The organism is Xanthomonas sp. WHRI 10204, from assembly GCF_040202875.1.
Classification (GTDB): domain Bacteria; phylum Pseudomonadota; class Gammaproteobacteria; order Xanthomonadales; family Xanthomonadaceae; genus Xanthomonas.
On the sequence record NZ_JBEGDW010000002.1, the window covers coordinates 779,378 to 796,565 of the forward strand.

General features: G+C 64.9%; 22 protein-coding genes. 12 read left to right on the forward strand and 10 right to left on the reverse strand.

The genetic code is table 11. The annotated features are described in order from the left end of the window. Positions 1-60: 60 nt before the first annotated feature. From ABQZ00_RS14160 to ABQZ00_RS14185, 6 genes are all read left to right on the forward strand, one after another. Complete coding sequence (locus tag ABQZ00_RS14160; RefSeq protein ID WP_115527315.1) at positions 61-930, forward strand: SPFH domain-containing protein; 870 nt, start codon at positions 61-63, stop codon at positions 928-930. A 9-nt stretch (positions 931-939) separates the two neighbouring features. Then, positions 940-1,224: a hypothetical protein gene (locus ABQZ00_RS14165; RefSeq protein WP_011036335.1), complete on the forward strand. Its 285-nt coding sequence runs from the start codon at positions 940-942 to the stop codon at positions 1,222-1,224. Further along, positions 1,221-1,400 (forward strand): type II toxin-antitoxin system antitoxin, encoded by a 180-nt coding sequence (locus ABQZ00_RS14170; protein ID WP_055845582.1) that lies wholly within the window; start codon positions 1,221-1,223, stop codon positions 1,398-1,400. The genes ABQZ00_RS14165 and ABQZ00_RS14170 overlap by 4 nt, the downstream gene beginning before the upstream one ends. Before the next feature lie 331 nt (positions 1,401-1,731). After that, positions 1,732-2,184, forward strand: a complete 453-nt coding sequence (locus tag ABQZ00_RS14175; RefSeq protein WP_323538007.1) for a PH domain-containing protein — start codon at positions 1,732-1,734, stop codon at positions 2,182-2,184. 15 nt (positions 2,185-2,199) lie between these two features. Then, positions 2,200-2,997 carry a M15 family metallopeptidase gene (locus ABQZ00_RS14180; protein WP_323538006.1) on the forward strand — a complete coding sequence of 266 codons (798 nt, stop codon included), beginning with the start codon at positions 2,200-2,202 and terminating at the stop codon, positions 2,995-2,997. Between the two features lie 171 nt (positions 2,998-3,168). After that, positions 3,169-4,602 carry an FAD-binding oxidoreductase gene (locus ABQZ00_RS14185; protein WP_323538005.1) on the forward strand — a complete coding sequence of 478 codons (1,434 nt, stop codon included), beginning with the start codon at positions 3,169-3,171 and terminating at the stop codon, positions 4,600-4,602. A gap of 101 nt (positions 4,603-4,703) precedes the next feature. Here the strand turns inward: ABQZ00_RS14185 and ABQZ00_RS14190 are convergent, their stop codons facing one another. From ABQZ00_RS14190 to ABQZ00_RS14225, 8 genes are all read right to left on the reverse strand, one after another. Next, entirely contained in the window at positions 4,704-5,378 is a 675-nt protein-coding gene (locus ABQZ00_RS14190; protein WP_311239466.1) for a DNA-3-methyladenine glycosylase family protein, read from the reverse strand. Position 5,379: 1 nt separating this feature from the next. Beyond that, positions 5,380-5,751: a DUF423 domain-containing protein gene (locus ABQZ00_RS14195; protein WP_323538004.1), complete on the reverse strand. Its 372-nt coding sequence runs from the start codon at positions 5,749-5,751 to the stop codon at positions 5,380-5,382. 96 nt (positions 5,752-5,847) lie between these two features. Continuing rightward, the gene (locus tag ABQZ00_RS14200; RefSeq protein WP_055845596.1) at positions 5,848-7,032 is read right to left on the reverse strand and encodes a polyketide cyclase; all 1,185 of its coding nucleotides are present in this window, start codon (positions 7,030-7,032) and stop codon (positions 5,848-5,850) included. A gap of 367 nt (positions 7,033-7,399) precedes the next feature. Further along, positions 7,400-7,543, reverse strand: coding sequence for a transcriptional regulator (locus ABQZ00_RS14205; RefSeq protein WP_323538003.1), 144 nt, complete (start codon positions 7,541-7,543; stop codon positions 7,400-7,402). Between the two features lie 7 nt (positions 7,544-7,550). Then, complete coding sequence (locus ABQZ00_RS23855; RefSeq protein ID WP_104614158.1) at positions 7,551-7,694, reverse strand: transcriptional regulator; 144 nt, start codon at positions 7,692-7,694, stop codon at positions 7,551-7,553. Between the two features lie 7 nt (positions 7,695-7,701). Beyond that, the gene (locus ABQZ00_RS23860; RefSeq protein ID WP_503064281.1) at positions 7,702-7,845 is read right to left on the reverse strand and encodes a transcriptional regulator; all 144 of its coding nucleotides are present in this window, start codon (positions 7,843-7,845) and stop codon (positions 7,702-7,704) included. A gap of 7 nt (positions 7,846-7,852) precedes the next feature. Beyond that, positions 7,853-8,494 carry a response regulator gene (locus ABQZ00_RS14220; RefSeq protein WP_005990002.1) on the reverse strand — a complete coding sequence of 214 codons (642 nt, stop codon included), beginning with the start codon at positions 8,492-8,494 and terminating at the stop codon, positions 7,853-7,855. Next, positions 8,494-9,690, reverse strand: a complete 1,197-nt coding sequence (locus ABQZ00_RS14225; RefSeq protein WP_115553258.1) for a sensor histidine kinase — start codon at positions 9,688-9,690, stop codon at positions 8,494-8,496. The genes ABQZ00_RS14220 and ABQZ00_RS14225 overlap by 1 nt, the downstream gene beginning before the upstream one ends. Positions 9,691-9,921: 231 nt before the next feature. On the opposite strand from ABQZ00_RS14225, the gene ABQZ00_RS14230 reads away from it, so the two are divergent. The 5 genes from ABQZ00_RS14230 (at position 9,922) to ABQZ00_RS14250 (ending at position 13,023) form a co-directional block, all read left to right on the forward strand. Continuing rightward, a complete protein-coding gene (locus ABQZ00_RS14230) occupies positions 9,922-10,521 on the forward strand; it encodes a GNAT family N-acetyltransferase (RefSeq protein WP_323538002.1) in 600 nt (199 codons plus the stop codon). Between the two features lie 2 nt (positions 10,522-10,523). After that, the gene (gene minC, locus ABQZ00_RS14235) at positions 10,524-11,270 is read left to right on the forward strand and encodes a septum site-determining protein MinC (protein WP_323538001.1); all 747 of its coding nucleotides are present in this window, start codon (positions 10,524-10,526) and stop codon (positions 11,268-11,270) included. A gap of 35 nt (positions 11,271-11,305) precedes the next feature. Beyond that, a complete protein-coding gene (minD, locus tag ABQZ00_RS14240) occupies positions 11,306-12,115 on the forward strand; it encodes a septum site-determining protein MinD (protein WP_055845610.1) in 810 nt (269 codons plus the stop codon). A 2-nt stretch (positions 12,116-12,117) separates the two neighbouring features. Continuing rightward, entirely contained in the window at positions 12,118-12,375 is a 258-nt protein-coding gene (gene minE, locus ABQZ00_RS14245; protein ID WP_005994583.1) for a cell division topological specificity factor MinE, read from the forward strand. A 150-nt stretch (positions 12,376-12,525) separates the two neighbouring features. Further along, positions 12,526-13,023, forward strand: coding sequence for a hypothetical protein (locus ABQZ00_RS14250; RefSeq protein WP_323538344.1), 498 nt, complete (start codon positions 12,526-12,528; stop codon positions 13,021-13,023). Between the two features lie 185 nt (positions 13,024-13,208). On the opposite strand, the gene ABQZ00_RS14255 is transcribed toward ABQZ00_RS14250, so the two are convergent. Together ABQZ00_RS14255 and ABQZ00_RS14260 are read right to left on the reverse strand one after the other, a co-directional pair. Next, positions 13,209-14,507 carry a sensor histidine kinase gene (locus ABQZ00_RS14255; RefSeq protein ID WP_115527305.1) on the reverse strand — a complete coding sequence of 433 codons (1,299 nt, stop codon included), beginning with the start codon at positions 14,505-14,507 and terminating at the stop codon, positions 13,209-13,211. Then, on the reverse strand, positions 14,500-15,216 hold the full coding sequence (locus ABQZ00_RS14260; RefSeq protein ID WP_323538000.1) for a response regulator transcription factor: 717 nt from the start codon (positions 15,214-15,216) through the stop codon (positions 14,500-14,502). Before ABQZ00_RS14260 ends, ABQZ00_RS14255 begins: the two co-directional genes overlap by 8 nt. Positions 15,217-15,362: 146 nt before the next feature. Here ABQZ00_RS14260 and ABQZ00_RS14265 point away from each other — a divergent pair, with 146 nt between their 5' ends. Further along, a complete protein-coding gene (locus ABQZ00_RS14265) occupies positions 15,363-17,096 on the forward strand; it encodes an ArnT family glycosyltransferase (RefSeq protein WP_323537999.1) in 1,734 nt (577 codons plus the stop codon). Positions 17,097-17,188: the final 92 nt, after the last annotated feature.

The following is a 17,188-nucleotide window of genomic DNA, read 5'->3' on the forward strand; positions in this document are numbered from 1 at the left end:
AATCTTGCATCACTTGATATCACTTTGATATCTTTATTCCAAACTCAAGGACATCCGCTCATGAAAGAGAAGCCGATCAACTCACTGCCTGGCATCCCCGTCATCATCGCCGTCGGTGCGGCGTTCGCAGCCAGCGCCTGGATGCTGCTTACCGTGGCGGCCTCGGCCGAGGCGATTCCGCTCGCGTTGATCGCCACCATCGTGGTGGTTGCCGTCGGCATCTTTTTTCTGGCCGGGCTGTACACCCTGGAACCCAACCAGGCCGCCGTGCTCAGCCTGTTCGGCAAGTATGTGGGCACGGTCAAGGACCCTGGCCTGCGGTGGAACAGCCCCTTTTACGCCAAGCGCCGGGTCAGCCAGCGCGTGCGCAATTTCGAAAGCGGCCGGCTCAAGGTCAACGAACTGGATGGCAGCCCGATCGAAATTGCTGCTGTGATCGTGTGGCAGGTCATGGACGCGTCGGAGGCGGTGTACAACGTCGACGACTACGAAAGCTTCGTGCATATACAGTCCGAAGCGGCGCTGCGCGCCATGGCCACCAGCTATCCCTACGATCAGCACGAAGATGGTCAGATTTCGTTGCGCAGCCATCCGGCCGAAATCAGTGAGCAGCTCAAGCGGCATCTCGACGAGCGCCTGACCCAGGCCGGCGTGGATGTGATCGAAGCGCGCATCAGCCACCTCGCCTATGCACCGGAAATCGCGCAAGCCATGCTGCAGCGCCAGCAAGCCAATGCAGTGATCGCCGCACGCACGCGTATCGTGGCGGGTGCCGTGGGCATGGTGGAGATGGCACTGGCCGAGTTGCAGAAAAACGGCGTGGTGCAGCTGGACGAAGAGCGCAAGGCGCATATGGTCAGCAACCTGCTCACCGTGTTGTGTTCTGATCGCGGCACCCAACCGGTGGTCAACGCCGGCTCGCTCTATTGAGGTGAAACAATGAATGTCATGGTGCCGCTGGTGGTCGCTCTGTCCGGTTTGCCCGCACTGGCGATCGCCGCCTCCATCGGTGCGGACGATGACGACCGCGCACGCGGTCTGGGCCTGCGCTGGGCGCTGATCAGCCTGGTGATCCTGATCGGCGCTGCCTGCCTGTACTGGGCCGGCGACAACCGCGCCGGTATCTATGCGGTGGTGATCGGCATGATCATCGGCGTCAACGTATTGATCGTCTCGATGGTCATGCACCTGCGCCGCCACAGCGGCCGCGGTGAGCGCGAGTGAGCGAAAAGAAGGCCTACCCGCTACGCATCAACGCCGATGTACTGGCTGCTGTGCAGCGCTGGTCCGATGACGAACTACGCAGCCTCAACGCGCAGATCGAATACGTGCTGCGCGATGCGCTACGCAAGGCAGGGCGCTTGCCGAAGCCGCAGGGCGACAAGGAACCGCAGACATGAGCAGGCGCTGCAACGGGCGAAGCGTCGCCGCATCGCTGTCATATCTCCACGCCGTCAACGGCGATGACATCCAGGTCGCGGTGGCCCTACCAAACAACCCCGGCATGCTCGCTGTCAGGCGCCCACACGTATCGCCAAGTGTCACGCCGCAGGTGCCGATCAAGGAAGCCCGATGACGACGTGATCCGGTCAACGCCACGACAACTTTGCACAGCACACGGCACACACCGGTCACCGCCAGCCACCGCACCGACGCGAGTACGCCGTCGCTCCGGTCGCGCCCTACGGGCTTGCGCTGTGGCTATGGCTTCCGTTGCTGGCTGTCGCGTGCGTGATCGTCGTGGTACATGCGGACAATGTCCGTCATGGGCATCCTGCCGCCCTGTACGCCCACCTGGCACTGCTGCTGGCAATCGCAGTGAGCTGCACCGCCGTGCATGCGCGACGCGGTATCCGGCTACAGGACGATCGCTTGATCGTGCGCTCGACACTGTTCACCAAGCAGGTTTCCGTCGACCAGATGCGGCTGGACACGGCGCGCGTGGTCGATCTGGCCGAGCACCCTGCCTTCAAGCCAGGCCGAAAGTCGTTGGGCTTTGGCTATCCCGGTTTCCATTCCGGGCACTACCGCAGCAGACAGGCAGGCCCGGGGTTCTATCTGATCACCCAATCGGCCCGCGTGCTGACCCTCCCACTCAAGGACGGCAGCGTAGTCGTGCTCAGTCCCGAACAGCCGCGCCAGCTGCTACAGGATCTACAGCAACTGGCCGCGCAACGCGCTTAGCCCTACCCTGTCGCGATGCGCCCAAGACTGTCCCTGCTGCTCAACACCACCGCCATCGAACTGGTGCCGGCCGCGATCATGCGCGCGCGCAGCAATGCCGATGCGCGCGTACTGGCGCAGGCCGACTGGCTACTGCGGCGCAAACGCGATGGGCGCTATCTGGCCGCGCAGCTGCCACACGGGCTAATGCCGCTGGTGCCGCGACTGGCGCGCGAACCTGGCCTGGACGAGGCACTGGACCGGCTGCAGGGCGCCACTGCGCATTCCAGCCAAGGCCACGCGGGCGTCCTGGCGGTCGACGGCTTGCAGCATCGCCTGACCCAGCTTGGACTTGTTGCAGATGACTATGTAGAACAGACCGGCCTGCGCCTGATCGCCGAACCTGCAACGTTGCAGTTCGCCGGGCGCGATCGCTTCGGCCGGCCGCTCTGGCTCAGCGCAGGTGCCGTGCGTGCGTGGCATCAGATGCGTGCGGCTGCGCTGCGTGCGGACATCGTGCTCGATGCGATCTCCGGCTACCGCAGCCACGATTACCAACTGGGCATCTTCGAACGCAAGTTCGCACGCGGGCTGACGCTGGAGCAGATTCTGGCGGTCAATGCCGCACCGGGCTTCAGCGAACATCACAGCGGCGATGCGCTCGACATCGGCACTCCGGGCGAACCACCGGCCGAGGAATCGTTCGAGGCCACCACCGCGTTTGCGTGGCTGCGCAGTCACGCGCCGCACTTCGGCTACCGCCTGAGTTATCCGCGCGACAACCCGCACGGCATCGTCTACGAACCCTGGCATTGGCGCTGGCACTCGCCATGAAGCCTGCCGCACGCTGTGTCGTCGCAATGACAGGTCCAACGCGTGAGCGCGCGCGCTGCATCGCCATCACCTCCATAGCCTGCCGATCCCCCAGGCTGTGGTCTGACGCAACACTCGGCCGGCTGCCGCCCGCCGCCATCTGATTCCCAACCCTGCTGGAAACATCCGCTTATGGACGAGCACATCGATAGACAGCGCCGCACCGCCACCGCCGCACTCCTCGGCGCCGGCGTTGCGCTGACCATGCCGGGATGCGGCAAGAGCCCCGACACATCGCTGCAGATCTCCGATATTGCCGGCATCGATCGCACCACGGTCGCACGCATCGCGCGGCCGCGCAGCGTGGACGAGGTGGTCAGCCTGCTACGCGGCAGTACCGGTCCGGTATCCATCGGTGGCGCGCGTTACAGCATGGGCGGACAAATCTCTTCGCCCTCTTCGCTGCACCTGGACCTGCGCGAGCTGGTCGGCCTAGTGCATCTGGATGTCGCTGCCCGACGCATCCGCGTGCGTAGCGGCATGCGTTGGCGGGACGTGCAAAACCTGATCGATCCACATGATCTGGCAATCGCGGTGATGCAGAGCTACAGCAACTTCAGCGTCGGTGGCTCGATCGGGGTCAATTGCCATGGCCGCTACCTGCACGCAGGGCCGATTGCGCACACGGTGCATGCCTTGCAGCTGGTTGACGCAGATGGCCAGATACACGAACTCAACCGCACGAACACTCCGGAGCTGTTCTCCGCTGTCATTGGCGGCTACGGCGGGCTCGGCGTGGTCACCGAAGTGGAGTTGTCGCTGACACTCAACGACATGCTGGAGCGGCGGGTGGAACAAGTGGCGTTGGACGACTACCCCGCCTTCTTCGCCGACCGTATCGCCGCCGACCCACTGGCGGTGATGCACAATGCCGACCTGACGCCGCCGTACTTTGATCGCCCATTGGCAGTGACATGGGTCAGCAGCGATGCCGCACCAACCGATGCCAGGCGCCTGATTCCGCGCGACCTGGACTACAGCCGCGAACAGAATCTGATCTGGGCTGCATCGGAACTGCCGCTGAGCAAGCCGCTGCGCGAGCGCTATCAGACCGCGCCGCTGTTGCAGACGCCGGTAGTGATGCGTCGCAATTGCCAGGCCAGCCTGGATGCGCGTTCGCTGGAACCGCGCACGCGGCGCATGTCCACCTACCTGCTGCAGGAATATTTCGTGCCGGTGCCTGCATTTACTGCATTCGCGCGCGACATGGCCGCAATCCTGCGCCGCAACGATGTCAACGCACTCAATATCTCGATCCGCCACTCGCCTGCCGATACGGTGTCGATGTTGCGCTGGGCACCGCAGCCGGTGTTTTCCTTCGTGCTCTATTACAAGCAGCGCAGCGGCAGCTCGCCTGACAAGGCAACGGTGGCCTGGACCCGGCAGTTGATCGATGCAGCGCTGGCGCATGGCGGCCGCTACTACCTACCCTACCGGTTGCATGCCAGCCAGCAGCAATTTTCCGCCGCTTACCCGGAAGCCGGGTCTTTTGCGAGCGTCAAAAGGAACATCGATCCAGAGCGTCGCTTCCGCAACCACTTGTGGGACAAGTACCTGCCTGGGTGAGTAACGCCGGGAACCGGCCATTACCGGCGCCCAGGACGCCCCTGATAACGCCCCCCGCCCGCTCGCGCCGGCGTGCGCGCTTGTACATCCACCAGGTGCACCTATTCCTGCGAGCGCGGGGTCGGCACTTTCGCCGCGACGCTGAAGTCGGCGATCTTCCATAGATAAAACGCGGCGTAAGTGCGGTATGGGCCCCAGCGTTGCCCGCGCTCGGCAAGTTCCTTCGGGGTGGGCATCTGCTCTTGTTTGTCTACGCGCTGGGCGCCCTTGCGCACACCCAGGTCGTCGATGGGCAGCAGGTCCGGGCGGCCCAGGCGGAACATCAACATCATTTCCACCGTCCAGCGGCCGATGCCGCGTACCGGCACCAGTGCTTCGACGATGGCGTCGTCTTCCATGAAGGCGAGCCGGCGTAACGAGGGGATTTCTCCATCCAGCTCACGCCGCGCCAGATCGCGCAGTGCCAGCGCCTTGTTGCCGGAGACACCGCAGGCGCGCAGCGCCGCATCGTCCACGCGCCCCAGGGTGTCGGCATGCAGACGGCTCGATCCGATCGCCACCTCCACCCGCGCCACGATCGTGGATGCGGCCTTGCCGCTGAGTTGCTGAAACAAGATGGCACGCGCCAACGCGTCCACCGGGTCGAACGGTTTGCGCCAACCTGGCTGCGGAGCGATGGGGCCGATGCGCTTCATCCACGCGCCCAACGCACGGTCGCGCCGGCTCAACTGCGCGAACGCCGCCTCCACATCGAATCCGCGGGCATGCCGTGGCATCTCAACGCCTCAACGCGCCGATCGCCAACACCACCCAGCCCAGAATCAAGCCGACCCCGCCGATCGGTGCAAGGCTGGTCGGCCAGTGCAGCAAGGCGCCGCCAACCAGGCTGCCGGCAAACAGCAAGGTGCCGAGCAACAACAGATACAACCCGACGCGCGCGAGCGCACGCGTTTCGGTGGCGCCCAGCACGACCAGTACGGCGCCGTGCCCAAATGCGTACAGCGATGCCAACTGCAGCCGCGACTGCACCAGCGCGTCGGTCACGCCGTGCGAGGCGTAGGCCGACAGCCCCACCGCGATGGCGGCCAGCAAGCCGCCGCAAAAGGCCAGCAACGAGGGATGTTTCTTGCGACGTTCGATTAAAGACATGCGGGCAGTTTCCGTTGCGGCGCCGTGGCGCAAAAAAAAACGCGCCGCAAGACTGCGGCGCGTTTTCGTCTGGATCAGATCATCGTGGTGAAACGATTACTTGATGGCCCAGTAGACGTCATAGGTACCGTCCTGCGTAAACGACTTGTCCACGCCGCCCTTCCAGGACTCGTACGGACGTTCGGTCACGTCGTTGCCGCCGGTGGCAGACCAGGCACGCAGGGAGCTGCGGACGGCATCCAGGCCGGCCATATGGCCTGCGTAGGTAGCAAATGCCGAACGGTGCGCCTTGGTGCGCTCGTACTTCACCGGGGCTTCGGACGGGATGTTGAGCTTCAGCTCTTCACCCGTTGCGGCAACCGGTGTCGCATCGACAGGTGCAGCAGCTGCTGCGGCATCGTCCTTCTTGGCGTCGGTCTTGGCGGTGTCAGTCTTGGCATCGGCCTTCGGCGCGCCACCGGCACGCTTGCGGACCGGCTGCACGACGTCGAACGCGTACTTGTCGCTGGCAAAGTCGGTGGTGACGATCCGAACCGGACCAGCAGCTTCCAGACCATTGGCGTCCATCACGCGCTTGATCCACTCCTGGTTGTCCTTGATCGACTTCTTGATCGTCTCGTTATCACGATCGATGTTGCCTGCGGTGACGACCAACAGGTCCTCGGCCGGCACATCGACGATCTTGAGATCGCTCAACACCGGCTTGCCGTCCAGCTGCGCGCGGTAGTCGAAGTTCGGCACGGTGGCCAATGCAGTTGCCAGACGCGACAGGCCCAGCTTCAGGTCGTCGCCCACGTGGCGGCTGACATACAAGCCCGCATAACGACCGAACAGGTTCCAGCCGTACTTGACGCTGTAATCCTGGGTGATCTTGACGTTCTTGTTGTTCTTGCCGGTCGGAGCCAGAGTGAAATTGGTGACCTTGTCGTAGCCCTTGGTGGGATCTTCGATCGCGATCTCAACACGCTCGTTCTTGACGGTGTTTTTAATTTCCCAGCTGCCGCTGCCGATATAGCCCTCGGTGGAGCTGTATTCGACGCGTGCACCCTTGCCCTCTTCCGGGCCGGCCAGCTTCAGCTGGATCTTCGGGTCACGCAGCACAAGCGGGTTCCAATCCTTGAAACGACGGAAGCTGTTCACGGTGTCGTAAACAATCGTCATTCTGCGGTTGGTCTCAACACTCTCGGACATCTGCCGCTCCGAGGGCAACACCAAGCCCACCACGACAAACAAGCCAGCCACGATCCCCAAGGCGATCAGGAACTCGATAATACGGGTCATTCAGGAGGTCTCCGGGGCCGATCCCACGGCCGGGTTGAGTGAAGCGAAGCCACCATCCTAGCAGGCTTCGAGAAAGATGTTCAGTTGTGCGACGGGTAGCGCGGTCTTGCGGTGTCATTTAGCGCACGCGGCGCTGTTGCGGAACTGCGCAATCCCAGTCTGTACAAGGGTTTGCGCCAATTGCGCGCAGTCATCATGCACATCGCGCGCTGCGTGCGTGTGATGCCGCATTAGCCAAAGGCATTGAGGGGTGTGTCACCGCCCCACTCGGCGCAACGCAACCGCATAAAAATGCATGCAGGACGGCGATACCGCATCGCGCAGCAATCGCCGTGCAGGGCGGCATTGAGTTACGACGGCAATGCTGTCAGACCAGCGGCAGCTCGAATGCCTTGAGCACCGCACAGGTGCGGTCGCGCGCGCCCAACTTGGACAGGGTGAGCAGGCCCTGCCTGCAAGCCGCAGGCTTGCGCGCCCGCGAACGCCCGGCGCGCTGCGCCGGGCGGGACATCCTGCCGTCAGACCAGTTGCAGCTCGAATGCCTTGAGCACCGCGCGGGTGCGGTCGCGCACGCCCAGTTTGGACAGGGTGAGCAGGCGCTGCCTGCAAGCCGCAGGCTTGCGCGCCCGCGAACGCCCGGCGCGCTGCGCCGGGCGGGACATCCTGCTGTCAGACCAGCTGCAGCTCGAACGCCTTGAGTACCGCGCGGGTGCGGTCGCGCACGCCCAACTTGGACAGGGTGAGCAGGCGCTGCCTGCAAGCCGCAGGCTTGCGCGCCCGCGAACGCCCGGCGCGCTGCACCGGGCGGGACATCCTGCTGTCAGACCAGCTGCAGCTCGAATGCCTTGAGTACGGCGCGGGTGCGGTCGCGCACGCCCAACTTGGACAGGATGTTGGACACGTGATTCTTGATGGTGCCCTCGGCCACGCCCAGCGAATTGGCGATTTCCTTGTTGGAAAAGCCGCTCGCCATCAGCCGCAAGATCTCGGTCTCGCGATCGGTGAGCGGATCGGGCCGGTCCAGGCTGACGAACTCGTTACGCATGTGCTCCAGGCCCGAGAGCAGGCGCTGGGTGACCGCCGGCTGCACCAGCGAGCCGCCGTCGGCCACGGTGCGGATCGCGCCGACCAGCTGTTCCAGCGACACGTCCTTGAGCAGGTAGCCCTTGGCGCCAGCCTTGAGCCCGGCCAGCACCAGCTGGTCGTCGTCGAAGGTGGTCAGGATGATGGTCGGCGGCAGGGTGCCGTTGCGCGAGAGCATCTGCAGGGCTTCCAGGCCGGACATCACCGGCATGCGCATGTCCATCAGCACCACGTCCGGCTGGATCTGCGGAATCTGCTCCACCGCCTGCTTGCCGTCCGAGGCCTCGGCCACCACCTCGATGCCGTTGTCCAGCGCCAGCAGCGAGCGGATCCCCTGGCGCACCAGGGTTTGGTCGTCGACCAGGCACACACGGATCATCAGAACACTCCTTGAGTAACGGCCGCAGGCATCAGTGCCGGCGCGCCTGGAACGCAGATGCGCAGGCCGAAGCCGTCGCCGCGCCGGGTTTGGATTTCCAGCTTGCCACCATACTGGTTGAGCCGTTCACGCATGCCGCGCAGTCCGTTGCCGGGCGCCACCGCATCGGCGCCATGGCCGTCATCGCGGGCGTCGATCAGCACGGTATCCGCATCGCGCCGTACCTGGATCCACAGATTGCGCGCGCCAGCGTGGCGCACCGCGTTGGTGATGATTTCCTGGGTGCAGCGCAGCAGCACGTGCGCCCGCTCGGGGTCGTCCAGGGTCAGCGGCTGGGCGATATCCAGATGAATGTCCAGCGAGGGGACCTGGGTCACCAGCGGGCGCAGCGCCGCTTCCAGATCGATGGCGCCGCTGTCGCGCAAATGGCTGACCGCCTCGCGCACATCGGTGAGCAGCAGCTTGGCCAGGGTGTGCGCCTGACGCACGTGTTCCTGCGCCTGGCCCTCGGTGATGTGGCCGGCCACTTCCAGGTTGAGGCTGAGCGCGGTGAGATGGTGGCCGAGCAGATCGTGCAGCTCGCGCGAGATGCGGGTGCGCTCGTTGATGCGTGCGCTTTCGGCCAGCAGCGCGCGGGTGGCGCGCAGTTCGGCGTTGAGCCGGCGCTGTTCTTCGCGTGCATCGGTCTGCTGGCGCGCCACCAGACTGGTCACGAAAATGAACATCGAGAAACCGCCGTACAACAACGACTGCATCAGCGCAGCGAACAAAGTGAAATCCGGGCGCAAGTAATAGAAGACCGGCAGCACAGCCAGCTGGCTGAGCACCAACCAAGCCACGCCAATGCGCAGCGGCAGCAACCACGGGATCACACCGGCGGCCACCATCATCAGGATGCTGCCCAGCCCGGTTCCGCTTAGATAGCTGACCGCCAGCGCGAAGATCGTGAGCAGTAGCAGGATCAGCCGATCGTACCAATGGGCGTGTCCGCCACCGCTCAAGCCACGGGTCAGCCAGAAGTAGCTGGCGCCAAAGCCGACGAAAACCGTCGACATCAGCAGACCTTCCGCCGCACTGCGGTGGTCGCCCTCTTCGGCAGCGGGCCAATACGTGTACACCAACGGCATGGCGATCATCGCCCAGGTGAACAGGCCGGCGAAGCGCAGGACGCGCGTATGACTGAGGTATCCCAACATGCTGGCATCTTAGGCCCAAGCGCCGCCGCTGCCCTCTTGCCGGAAGTCATGCATGCACGTGTTCGCCTGCAAGCACCCGCCCGCCAGGCCGAATTTGCGCATGCGCGTTGCCCTGCGCGAAGGCGACTTGCGCGCCGGGGCGCACGCGGCGGGTCGCCGCTTCAGGCCACGCATGTAATAATCCGACGCAGATCCGATTTCGGATCGAGAGCGTTACCCCACGGAGTCCCAATGTCGATCGTCATCCGCGACGTGCGCGAGCACGAGCTCGATTCCGTCCTGGCCCTGAACAACAATGCCGGACTGGCGATCCTGCCGCTGGATTCAAACAAGCTGCAACGCTTCTACGAACAGGCCGAATATTTCCGCGTCGCCGAGCGCGACGGCAACCTGGCCGGTTTCCTGGTCGGGTTCGGGAGCGGCAGTACCCATGACAGCAGCAATTTCGCCTGGTTCCGGGACCGTCATCCGGAATTTTTCTATATCGACCGCATCGTGGTCGCCAGCCGCCGTCGCGGCGGTGGCGTCGGGCGGGCGTTCTATGCCGATGTGCAGAGCTACACCGAGCTGCGCTACCCGCAGCTGGCTTGCGAGGTGTTCCTGGACCACGGCGCCGATGCGGCGTTGCTGTTCCATGGCAGCTTCGGCTTCCGCGAGGTCGGCCAGAACACCATGCCCGACGTGGAGGTGCGCGCGAGCATGCTGATGAAAGACATGAGCAGCTATCCGTGGGTCAAGGAGACCTATGGCGGCAAGTTGCCCGAAGAATTGCCGTGGGTCGGCCGGCCGCGGCATGCCGCCGCCACCGACAACTCATCGACGGGGAGCTGAGCGTGTCGAGTGTGAATGTGGATTTTGAACAGGCCGGCGAACTCAAGATTGGTCAGGTGGGCATTGCCAACCTGCGCGTGCGGACCCTGGATGTGCCGCGCCTGGTGCAGGAAATGCACGAGCGCGTGACCCGCGCGCCCAAGCTGTTCGGGCGGGCGGCGGTGATCCTGGATTTCGGCGGCCTGTCGCAGGTGCCGGACGTGGCCACCGCCAAGGCGCTGCTGGATGGCCTGCGCGATGCCGGCGTGCTGCCGGTGGCGCTGGCTTACGGCACCAGCGAGATCGACCTGCTGTCGCAGCAACTCGGCGTGCCGCTATTGGCCAAGTTCCGCGCGCAATACGAGCCGACCGCGGTCAGCCCACCGCCTCCACCGCCGCCGGCGGCACGCGCCGAACCCGCAGCGCCGGCCGCGCGCCCGGCGCCGGGCCGCATGCAACGCAATGCGGTGCGTTCGGGCCAGCAGCTGTACGCGGAAAACTGCGACCTGACCGTACTCAATACGGTCGGCGCCGGGGCGGAGGTCATCGCCGACGGCAGCATCCATATCTACGGTACCCTGCGTGGCCGCGCTCTGGCCGGCGCGCAGGGCAACCCGGACGCGCGCATCTTCTGCCGCGACTTCCACGCCGAACTGGTCGCCATCGCTGGCCACTACAAGGTGCTGGACGATGTTCCCATGGACCTGCGTGGCAAGGCCGTCCAGGTCTGGCTGGAGCAGGATCAGATCAAGATCGCTGCGCTTGATTGACGCGGCCCAACCACAGAAATATTCGGAGAAATCCTTTGGCTGAAATCATCGTAGTCACCTCCGGCAAGGGCGGCGTCGGCAAGACCACCACCAGCGCGAGCCTGGCCTGCGGGCTGGCACGGCGCGGCAAGAAGGTCGCCGTCATCGACTTCGACGTCGGTCTGCGCAACCTGGACCTGATCATGGGCTGCGAGCGGCGCGTGGTGTACGACTTCGTCAACGTCGTGCATGGCGAAGCCACGCTCAAGCAGTCGCTGATCAAGGACAAGCGCTTCGACAACCTGTACGTGTTGGCTGCCTCGCAGACCCGCGACAAGGATGCGCTGACCCAGGACGGCGTGGAGAAGGTGCTCAAGGACCTGGCCGCCGACGGCTTCGAGTACATCGTCTGCGATTCGCCGGCCGGCATCGAAAAAGGCGCGTTCCTGTCGATGTATTTCGCCGACCGCGCCGTAGTGGTGGTGAACCCGGAAGTGTCCTCGGTGCGCGACTCCGACCGCATCATCGGCCTGCTCGATTCCAAGACCCGCAAGGCCGAAGAAGGCAAGACGGTGCCGGCGTTCCTGTTGCTGACCCGCTATAGCCCGGGCCGCGTGGAAGGCGGCGAGATGCTCAGCATCACCGACGTGGAAGAAGTGCTGGGGCTCAAGGCCATCGGTGTGATTCCCGAGTCCGGCGACGTGCTCAACGCCTCCAACAAGGGCGAGCCGGTGATCCTGGATGGCGAGTCCCCGGCCGGCCAGGCCTACGACGACGCGGTCGCCCGCATCATGGGCGAAGAGCGCCCGATGCGATTCATATCCGTGGAGAAGAAAGGCTTCTTCAGCAAGCTGTTCGGAGGCTAAGCATGGGCCTGCTCGATTTTCTCAAGAGCAAGAAGAACACCGCCGAGACGGCCAAGAACCGCCTGCAGATCATCATTGCGCAGGAGCGCAACCACCGTGGCGGGCCGGATTACCTGCCGCTGCTGCAGCGCGAATTGCTGGAAGTGATCAAGAAGTACGTCAACATCGATGCCGATGCGGTGCGGGTGGATCTGGTCAAGGACGGCGAGCACGACGTGCTGGATATTTCAGTCGCCCTGCCGGAAGACGGCGACAAGTAAGGCGGTCATTGCCGCCAGCGTGCAGCCCGTAGACGCTTACGCGCTGTGTGGCGGTCGCCGCATCGCCCTCCTGACGGTACCGTGTTCGCACGGTGCCGTTTTGGTTTCTGCCCCACTGCGCGCCATTGCGGCGCGCCCGACCGCGAGCCACTGCGCGTGATTCCACATCCTGCTTCCGCATCCGATGCTTCCGCTGTGCTGTGCGTGGCCGATATCGGCCTGGACGCAGCGGCAGCCTTACTTAGCCGGTATGGCCTGCGCCTGCATCGCGTGGACGCTGACGCACCGATTCCAGGCAGTTTCTGGGGCGAACCGGAAGCGGGCATCATCGGCTGCGATGTCTATGTGCGCGACGACACGCCGGTGCATTCGATGCTGCATGAAGCCGGGCACCTGATCGTGCTGCCTGCCGACAAACGCGCCGCCGTACATACCGATGCCACCGATTCGGTGGATGAGGAAGACGCCACCTGTTACCTGCAGATTCTGCTGGCCGACCAGTTACCGGGTGTGGGCAGTACGCGATTGATGGCCGACATGGATGCCTGGGGCTATACCTACCGACTGGGGTCCACCCGTGCCTGGTTCGAGCAGGATGCGGAGAACGCGCGCAGCTGGTTGCACGAACGCGGGCTGCTGCCGGTCTGAGCTGGCTGCATGATGGTGCGGTGCGCGCTGTGGCGCCCGGCAAGGGACAAGATGCTTGCATGGCTTGGGGTGCAGGCTGAGGACTATTGCCTGTGCCTGCAGATCACCGTGCGCGATCAACATGCCGTCGCAGCGTGCGCTGTGCGCTGCACCGTCTTGCGATGCAGGCAGTGCGCACGCTGAGGCTATGCGTGTGTGGGCTCGATCGCCGCCACGGCACCAAACAGATCCAGCGTCGCGACGGTGCCCTGCCCTGCATCGGATTCCAGGCTCAGTTTCCAGCCCAGGTGCTCGCACAGCCGCCCGATCAGTTCCAGACCGATGCCGTTGCCCTGCCGTGCATTGCCGCGCGCCAGGCGTGCGTAGATCGCGCTGATCTCTTCCGGCGTCATGCCGTGGCCCGGGTCGGCGATGCGTACCATGCCGGGCGCCGAGAGCGTGATGCGGATAATGCCGCGGTCGCTGTTTTCGATCGCATTGCGCAGCAGATTGCCGATGGCGGTCTGCACGATGGCGACCGGGGCGGTGAGGCTGCACGGCGGCAACGGGTCGATGACCAGCTGCAGATCCTTGTCTGCGCACAGATGCGCGTGGTCGGCGACGATGTCCGGAATCAGATGATCCAGCCGCAACGTATCGCTGCTGCCCACCAGCCGGCTCGGGTCTTTCGCCAGCACCAGCAACAAGGTGATCAGTTGCTCTACCGATGCGCTGGTCTGTGCGATGCGCTGCAATTGATGGCGCACCGCCGGCGGCGTGCCGGGTTGCTCCAAGGCCAGTTCCACCGCATTGCCGATCACCGCGATCGGCGTGCGCAGCTCGTGGCTGGCGCTGTCGATGAAGGCGCGTTCGCGCTCGACGAACTGGCCGTTGCGCTCCAGATAATCGTTGAGCGCATCGGCGATGACGTACAACTCGGCGCTGCCCTGCGCACCCACGGCAATCTGTTGCGCACGGCGTTCCGGACGCAGCGCACCGATGTCGCGGGCCAGCTTCACCAACGGGCTCACCAATCGGGCCATTGCGTAAGCACCCATCAGCAAGGTGATGCCGATCAGCGCGATACCGGCGGCTAGCATCCAGCGGGTGAGGAATTTTTCCAGCGCTTCGAAGTCGGTGATATCCAGCACCAGCACGAGGCGACCCGCATGCGGCGTGTCGCGCACCATCAACGCGCTCGGGCGGCCGTCGACGTCACGCTCATGCAGGCCGGGATGCAAGGTGCGTAACACCGGCGGCACGGGCTTGCTGCCATCGAGACGATACAACCGCAAGGTGTCCGAATCCTGCCAGTGGTAACCGGGACTTTGCGCGCTGCTGTCCAGGATGCTGTCCAGTTCCGAGTTGAGCAGCGAGCGCCACACGCCATGCTCGGCGCGCTCGTGCAGGTATTGCGCGGTGCCGAACACCGCCAACGTCATCAGCAAGGTGTAGCCGAACAACCACACCATGACCCGACGTCCCAACGGGCGCGGCTTAGCCATCGGCGCGATCGCTGCTCGCCGGTTCGCTGGCGCCATCGAGTTCTGCCAAACGGTAGCCAAGCCGTGGCAGGGTATGGATGAGCTTCTGCGCGAACGGGCCGTCCACGCTGCGGCGCAATTCGTAGATATGCGAGCGCAGCATGTCGCCGTCGGGCGGGTCGTCGCCCCACAACGATTGTTCCAGGCGCTGCCGGGTGACGGCGGCCGGGCTGGCCTGCATCAACACTTCCAGCAATTTGCGGCAGGCCGGGTACAGGTGCAGCACCTGCCCGTCGCGGGTGGCCTCTAGAGTGGCCAGATCCAGGCGCAGATCGGCTACCTGCAACAGCTTGCCGCGACGACGGCCATGTGCACGCGCAAGCAAGGCCTCGATGCGCACTTCGAGCTCGGGCAGCGCGAACGGCTTGGTCAGGTAATCGTCCGCCCCGGCGCGGAAGCCGGCGATCTTGTCCGGCAATTCGTCGCGCGCGGTCAGCATGATCACCGGCAGTTCGGACTGATGCTGCTCGCGCAGGCGGCGCAACACCTCCGGCCCGTCCATGCGCGGCATCATCCAGTCCAGCACCAGCACGTCGTACTGCTGGGTGGTGGCCAGATGCAGGCCGGTGACGCCATCGGGCGCTGCGTCCAGGGTGTGCCCGCGCGCTTCGAAATAGTCGAACAGGTTGGCAACCATGTTGCGGTTGTCTTCGATGACCAGCAGCCGCATGGCGGTTTCCAGAACAGCCCGACAGGGACGATGTGCGCATCCTAACCGAGCCGAGCCGAACCCGACCGCTCCAGGCGGCTCGGCGCGCGTTCCGACAAAATTCCGACCTGCTTGCCAGCTATCGTTCGGCCCCTTTTAATCGGGGCATGCACGTGTCGCCTGCCAGCTCTGCCTCTCTCCCTCGTCGGCGTGCGTTGCTTGCCGCGTTGCTGCTGATCGTCGTCAGCCTGGTGGCCGGGCTCGGGCTACGCCAACCCAATCCGCCGGACGAGCCGCGCTTTGTGCTGGCCGCACGCACCATGGTCGAAAGCGGCCATTGGCTGCTGCCGCACCGTGGCAGCGAGCTGTACGCGGAAAAGCCGCCGGTGTTCATGTGGCTGCAGGCGGCGAGTTATGAGCTGGTGCCGCACTGGTCTGTCGCGTTTCTGTTGCCCTCGCTGCTGGCCGCGCTGGCAACGCTGTGGCTGACCTGGGACATGACGCGCCGGCTGTGGAACCGGCGCGTGGCCGGCTACGCGGTGCTGGCGTTATTTGCGGTGCTGCAGTTCGGCCTGATGGCCAAGCGTGCGCAGATCGACATGGTGCTGGTGGCGCTGACCACGCTGTCGCTGTGGGGGCTGCTGCGGCATGTGCTGCGCGGGCCGGACTGGCGCGCGTGGACGCTGGGGTTGTTTGCCGCCGGCGTCGGCACGGTGACCAAGGGCGTCGGCTTCCTGCCGCTGCTGCTGTTGCTGCCATGGATGGCGCTGCCGCGCCGGCACTGGAGCGTGCTGCCGGCGCGTGCGCAGGCCGGGCGCAGCTGGCTGCTGGTACTGCCGGCGTTTTTGGCTGGCACCGCAGTCTGGCTGGGGCCGCTGGGCATCGCGCTGCTGCACAGCGACGCCCCGCAATTGCACGCTTACGCGCATGAGCTGCTGTTCAAGCAGACCGGCACGCGCTACGCGCACGCCTGGCATCACGTCAAACCGTTCTGGTACTACCTGCAAGTGATCGCCACGCTGTGGCTGCCGGGCTGCCTGTTGTTGCCGTGGCTGCTGCCGGCGTGGTGGCGGCGGCTGCGTCGCAGCGACCCGCGCTATGTGCTGCTGCTGGCGTGGAGCGTGCTGGTGCTGCTGTTCTTCAGTGCCAGCCCGGGCAAGCGCGAGGTCTACATCTTTCCAATGCTGCCCGCGCTGTGCGTGGCAGCAGCGCCGTTGCTGGCCGGGCTGCTGCGCCGTCGCGGTGTCCGCGTGCTGCTCACCGGCTATGTGCTGCTGCTCGCACTTGCCGGCCTGGTCCTGGGTGCCGGCATTGCGCTGCATCTGCACTGGGCCGAAAACACCGCGCTGAAGCGCGGCATGGAGCTGGCCTCGTTGCAGTCGGTGGGATTTTGGCTGATCGGCCTTGGCATCGTCGGCATGGCGGCGCTGGCGTGGTCGCGCGGTCGTCGCGCTGGCACCGCGGTGGTGGTCATGACGGCGGCGCTGTGGAGCGTGTACGGCCTGGGCTTGATGCCCGCGCTGGACCCTTACAGTTCATCCGCGCGGCTGATGCAGCGCGTCGGCCAGCGTGTCGGCCCGGATGCGGAGCTGGGCATGCTGGCCTGGCGCGAACAGAACCTGCTGCAAGCCGACCGCGCGGTGACCGACTTCGGCTTCAAGGCGAGTTGGCAGCAGCAATGGGACAAGGCAGGCCCGTGGCTTGCGCAGGCGCCAGAAAAACGTTGGTTGTTCGTGCTCAAGCAGGCTGTACCGGCGTGCATCGATCCGGCGCAACGCATCGATATCGGCGAATCCAATCGCAATCAATGGCAATTGGTGCCGGGCACCGCGTGGCACGCCGGTTGCATCACCACGGCGTCCGACAGCGAACAAACCGGTAGCGATGGCGACACAGACTGAACGCTTGGTGTCGGGTTAACGGCTGGGCAACTTCAGTCCGACCGCTCTCCGACATCCGGGTTTCGAAGATGCCGGGCAATGACACAGGCCGA

Bases quoted from the DNA above. Each gene is read 5' to 3' on its own strand.
- ABQZ00_RS14160 (WP_115527315.1), top strand. From the start codon at position 61: ATGAAAGAGAAGCCGATCAACTCACTGCCTGGCATCCCCGTCATCATC.
- ABQZ00_RS14165 (WP_011036335.1), top strand. From the start codon at position 940: ATGAATGTCATGGTGCCGCTGGTGGTCGCTCTGTCCGGTTTGCCCGCA.
- ABQZ00_RS14180 (WP_323538006.1), top strand. From the start codon at position 2,200: ATGCGCCCAAGACTGTCCCTGCTGCTCAACACCACCGCCATCGAACTG.
- ABQZ00_RS14185 (WP_323538005.1), top strand. From the start codon at position 3,169: ATGGACGAGCACATCGATAGACAGCGCCGCACCGCCACCGCCGCACTC.
- ABQZ00_RS14190 (WP_311239466.1), bottom strand. From the start codon at position 5,378: ATGCCACGGCATGCCCGCGGATTCGATGTGGAGGCGGCGTTCGCGCAG.
- ABQZ00_RS14195 (WP_323538004.1), bottom strand. From the start codon at position 5,751: ATGTCTTTAATCGAACGTCGCAAGAAACATCCCTCGTTGCTGGCCTTT.
- ABQZ00_RS14200 (WP_055845596.1), bottom strand. From the start codon at position 7,032: ATGACCCGTATTATCGAGTTCCTGATCGCCTTGGGGATCGTGGCTGGC.
- ABQZ00_RS14205 (WP_323538003.1), bottom strand. From the start codon at position 7,543: ATGTCCCGCCCGGCGCAGCGCGCCGGGCGTTCGCGGGCGCGCAAGCCT.
- ABQZ00_RS23855 (WP_104614158.1), bottom strand. From the start codon at position 7,694: ATGTCCCGCCCGGCGCAGCGCGCCGGGCGTTCGCGGGCGCGCAAGCCT.
- ABQZ00_RS23860 (WP_503064281.1), bottom strand. From the start codon at position 7,845: ATGTCCCGCCCGGTGCAGCGCGCCGGGCGTTCGCGGGCGCGCAAGCCT.
- ABQZ00_RS14220 (WP_005990002.1), bottom strand. From the start codon at position 8,494: ATGATCCGTGTGTGCCTGGTCGACGACCAAACCCTGGTGCGCCAGGGG.
- ABQZ00_RS14225 (WP_115553258.1), bottom strand. From the start codon at position 9,690: ATGTTGGGATACCTCAGTCATACGCGCGTCCTGCGCTTCGCCGGCCTG.
- ABQZ00_RS14230 (WP_323538002.1), top strand. From the start codon at position 9,922: ATGTCGATCGTCATCCGCGACGTGCGCGAGCACGAGCTCGATTCCGTC.
- minE (WP_005994583.1), top strand. From the start codon at position 12,118: ATGGGCCTGCTCGATTTTCTCAAGAGCAAGAAGAACACCGCCGAGACG.
- ABQZ00_RS14255 (WP_115527305.1), bottom strand. From the start codon at position 14,507: ATGGCTAAGCCGCGCCCGTTGGGACGTCGGGTCATGGTGTGGTTGTTC.
- ABQZ00_RS14260 (WP_323538000.1), bottom strand. From the start codon at position 15,216: ATGCGGCTGCTGGTCATCGAAGACAACCGCAACATGGTTGCCAACCTG.
- ABQZ00_RS14265 (WP_323537999.1), top strand. From the start codon at position 15,363: ATGCACGTGTCGCCTGCCAGCTCTGCCTCTCTCCCTCGTCGGCGTGCG.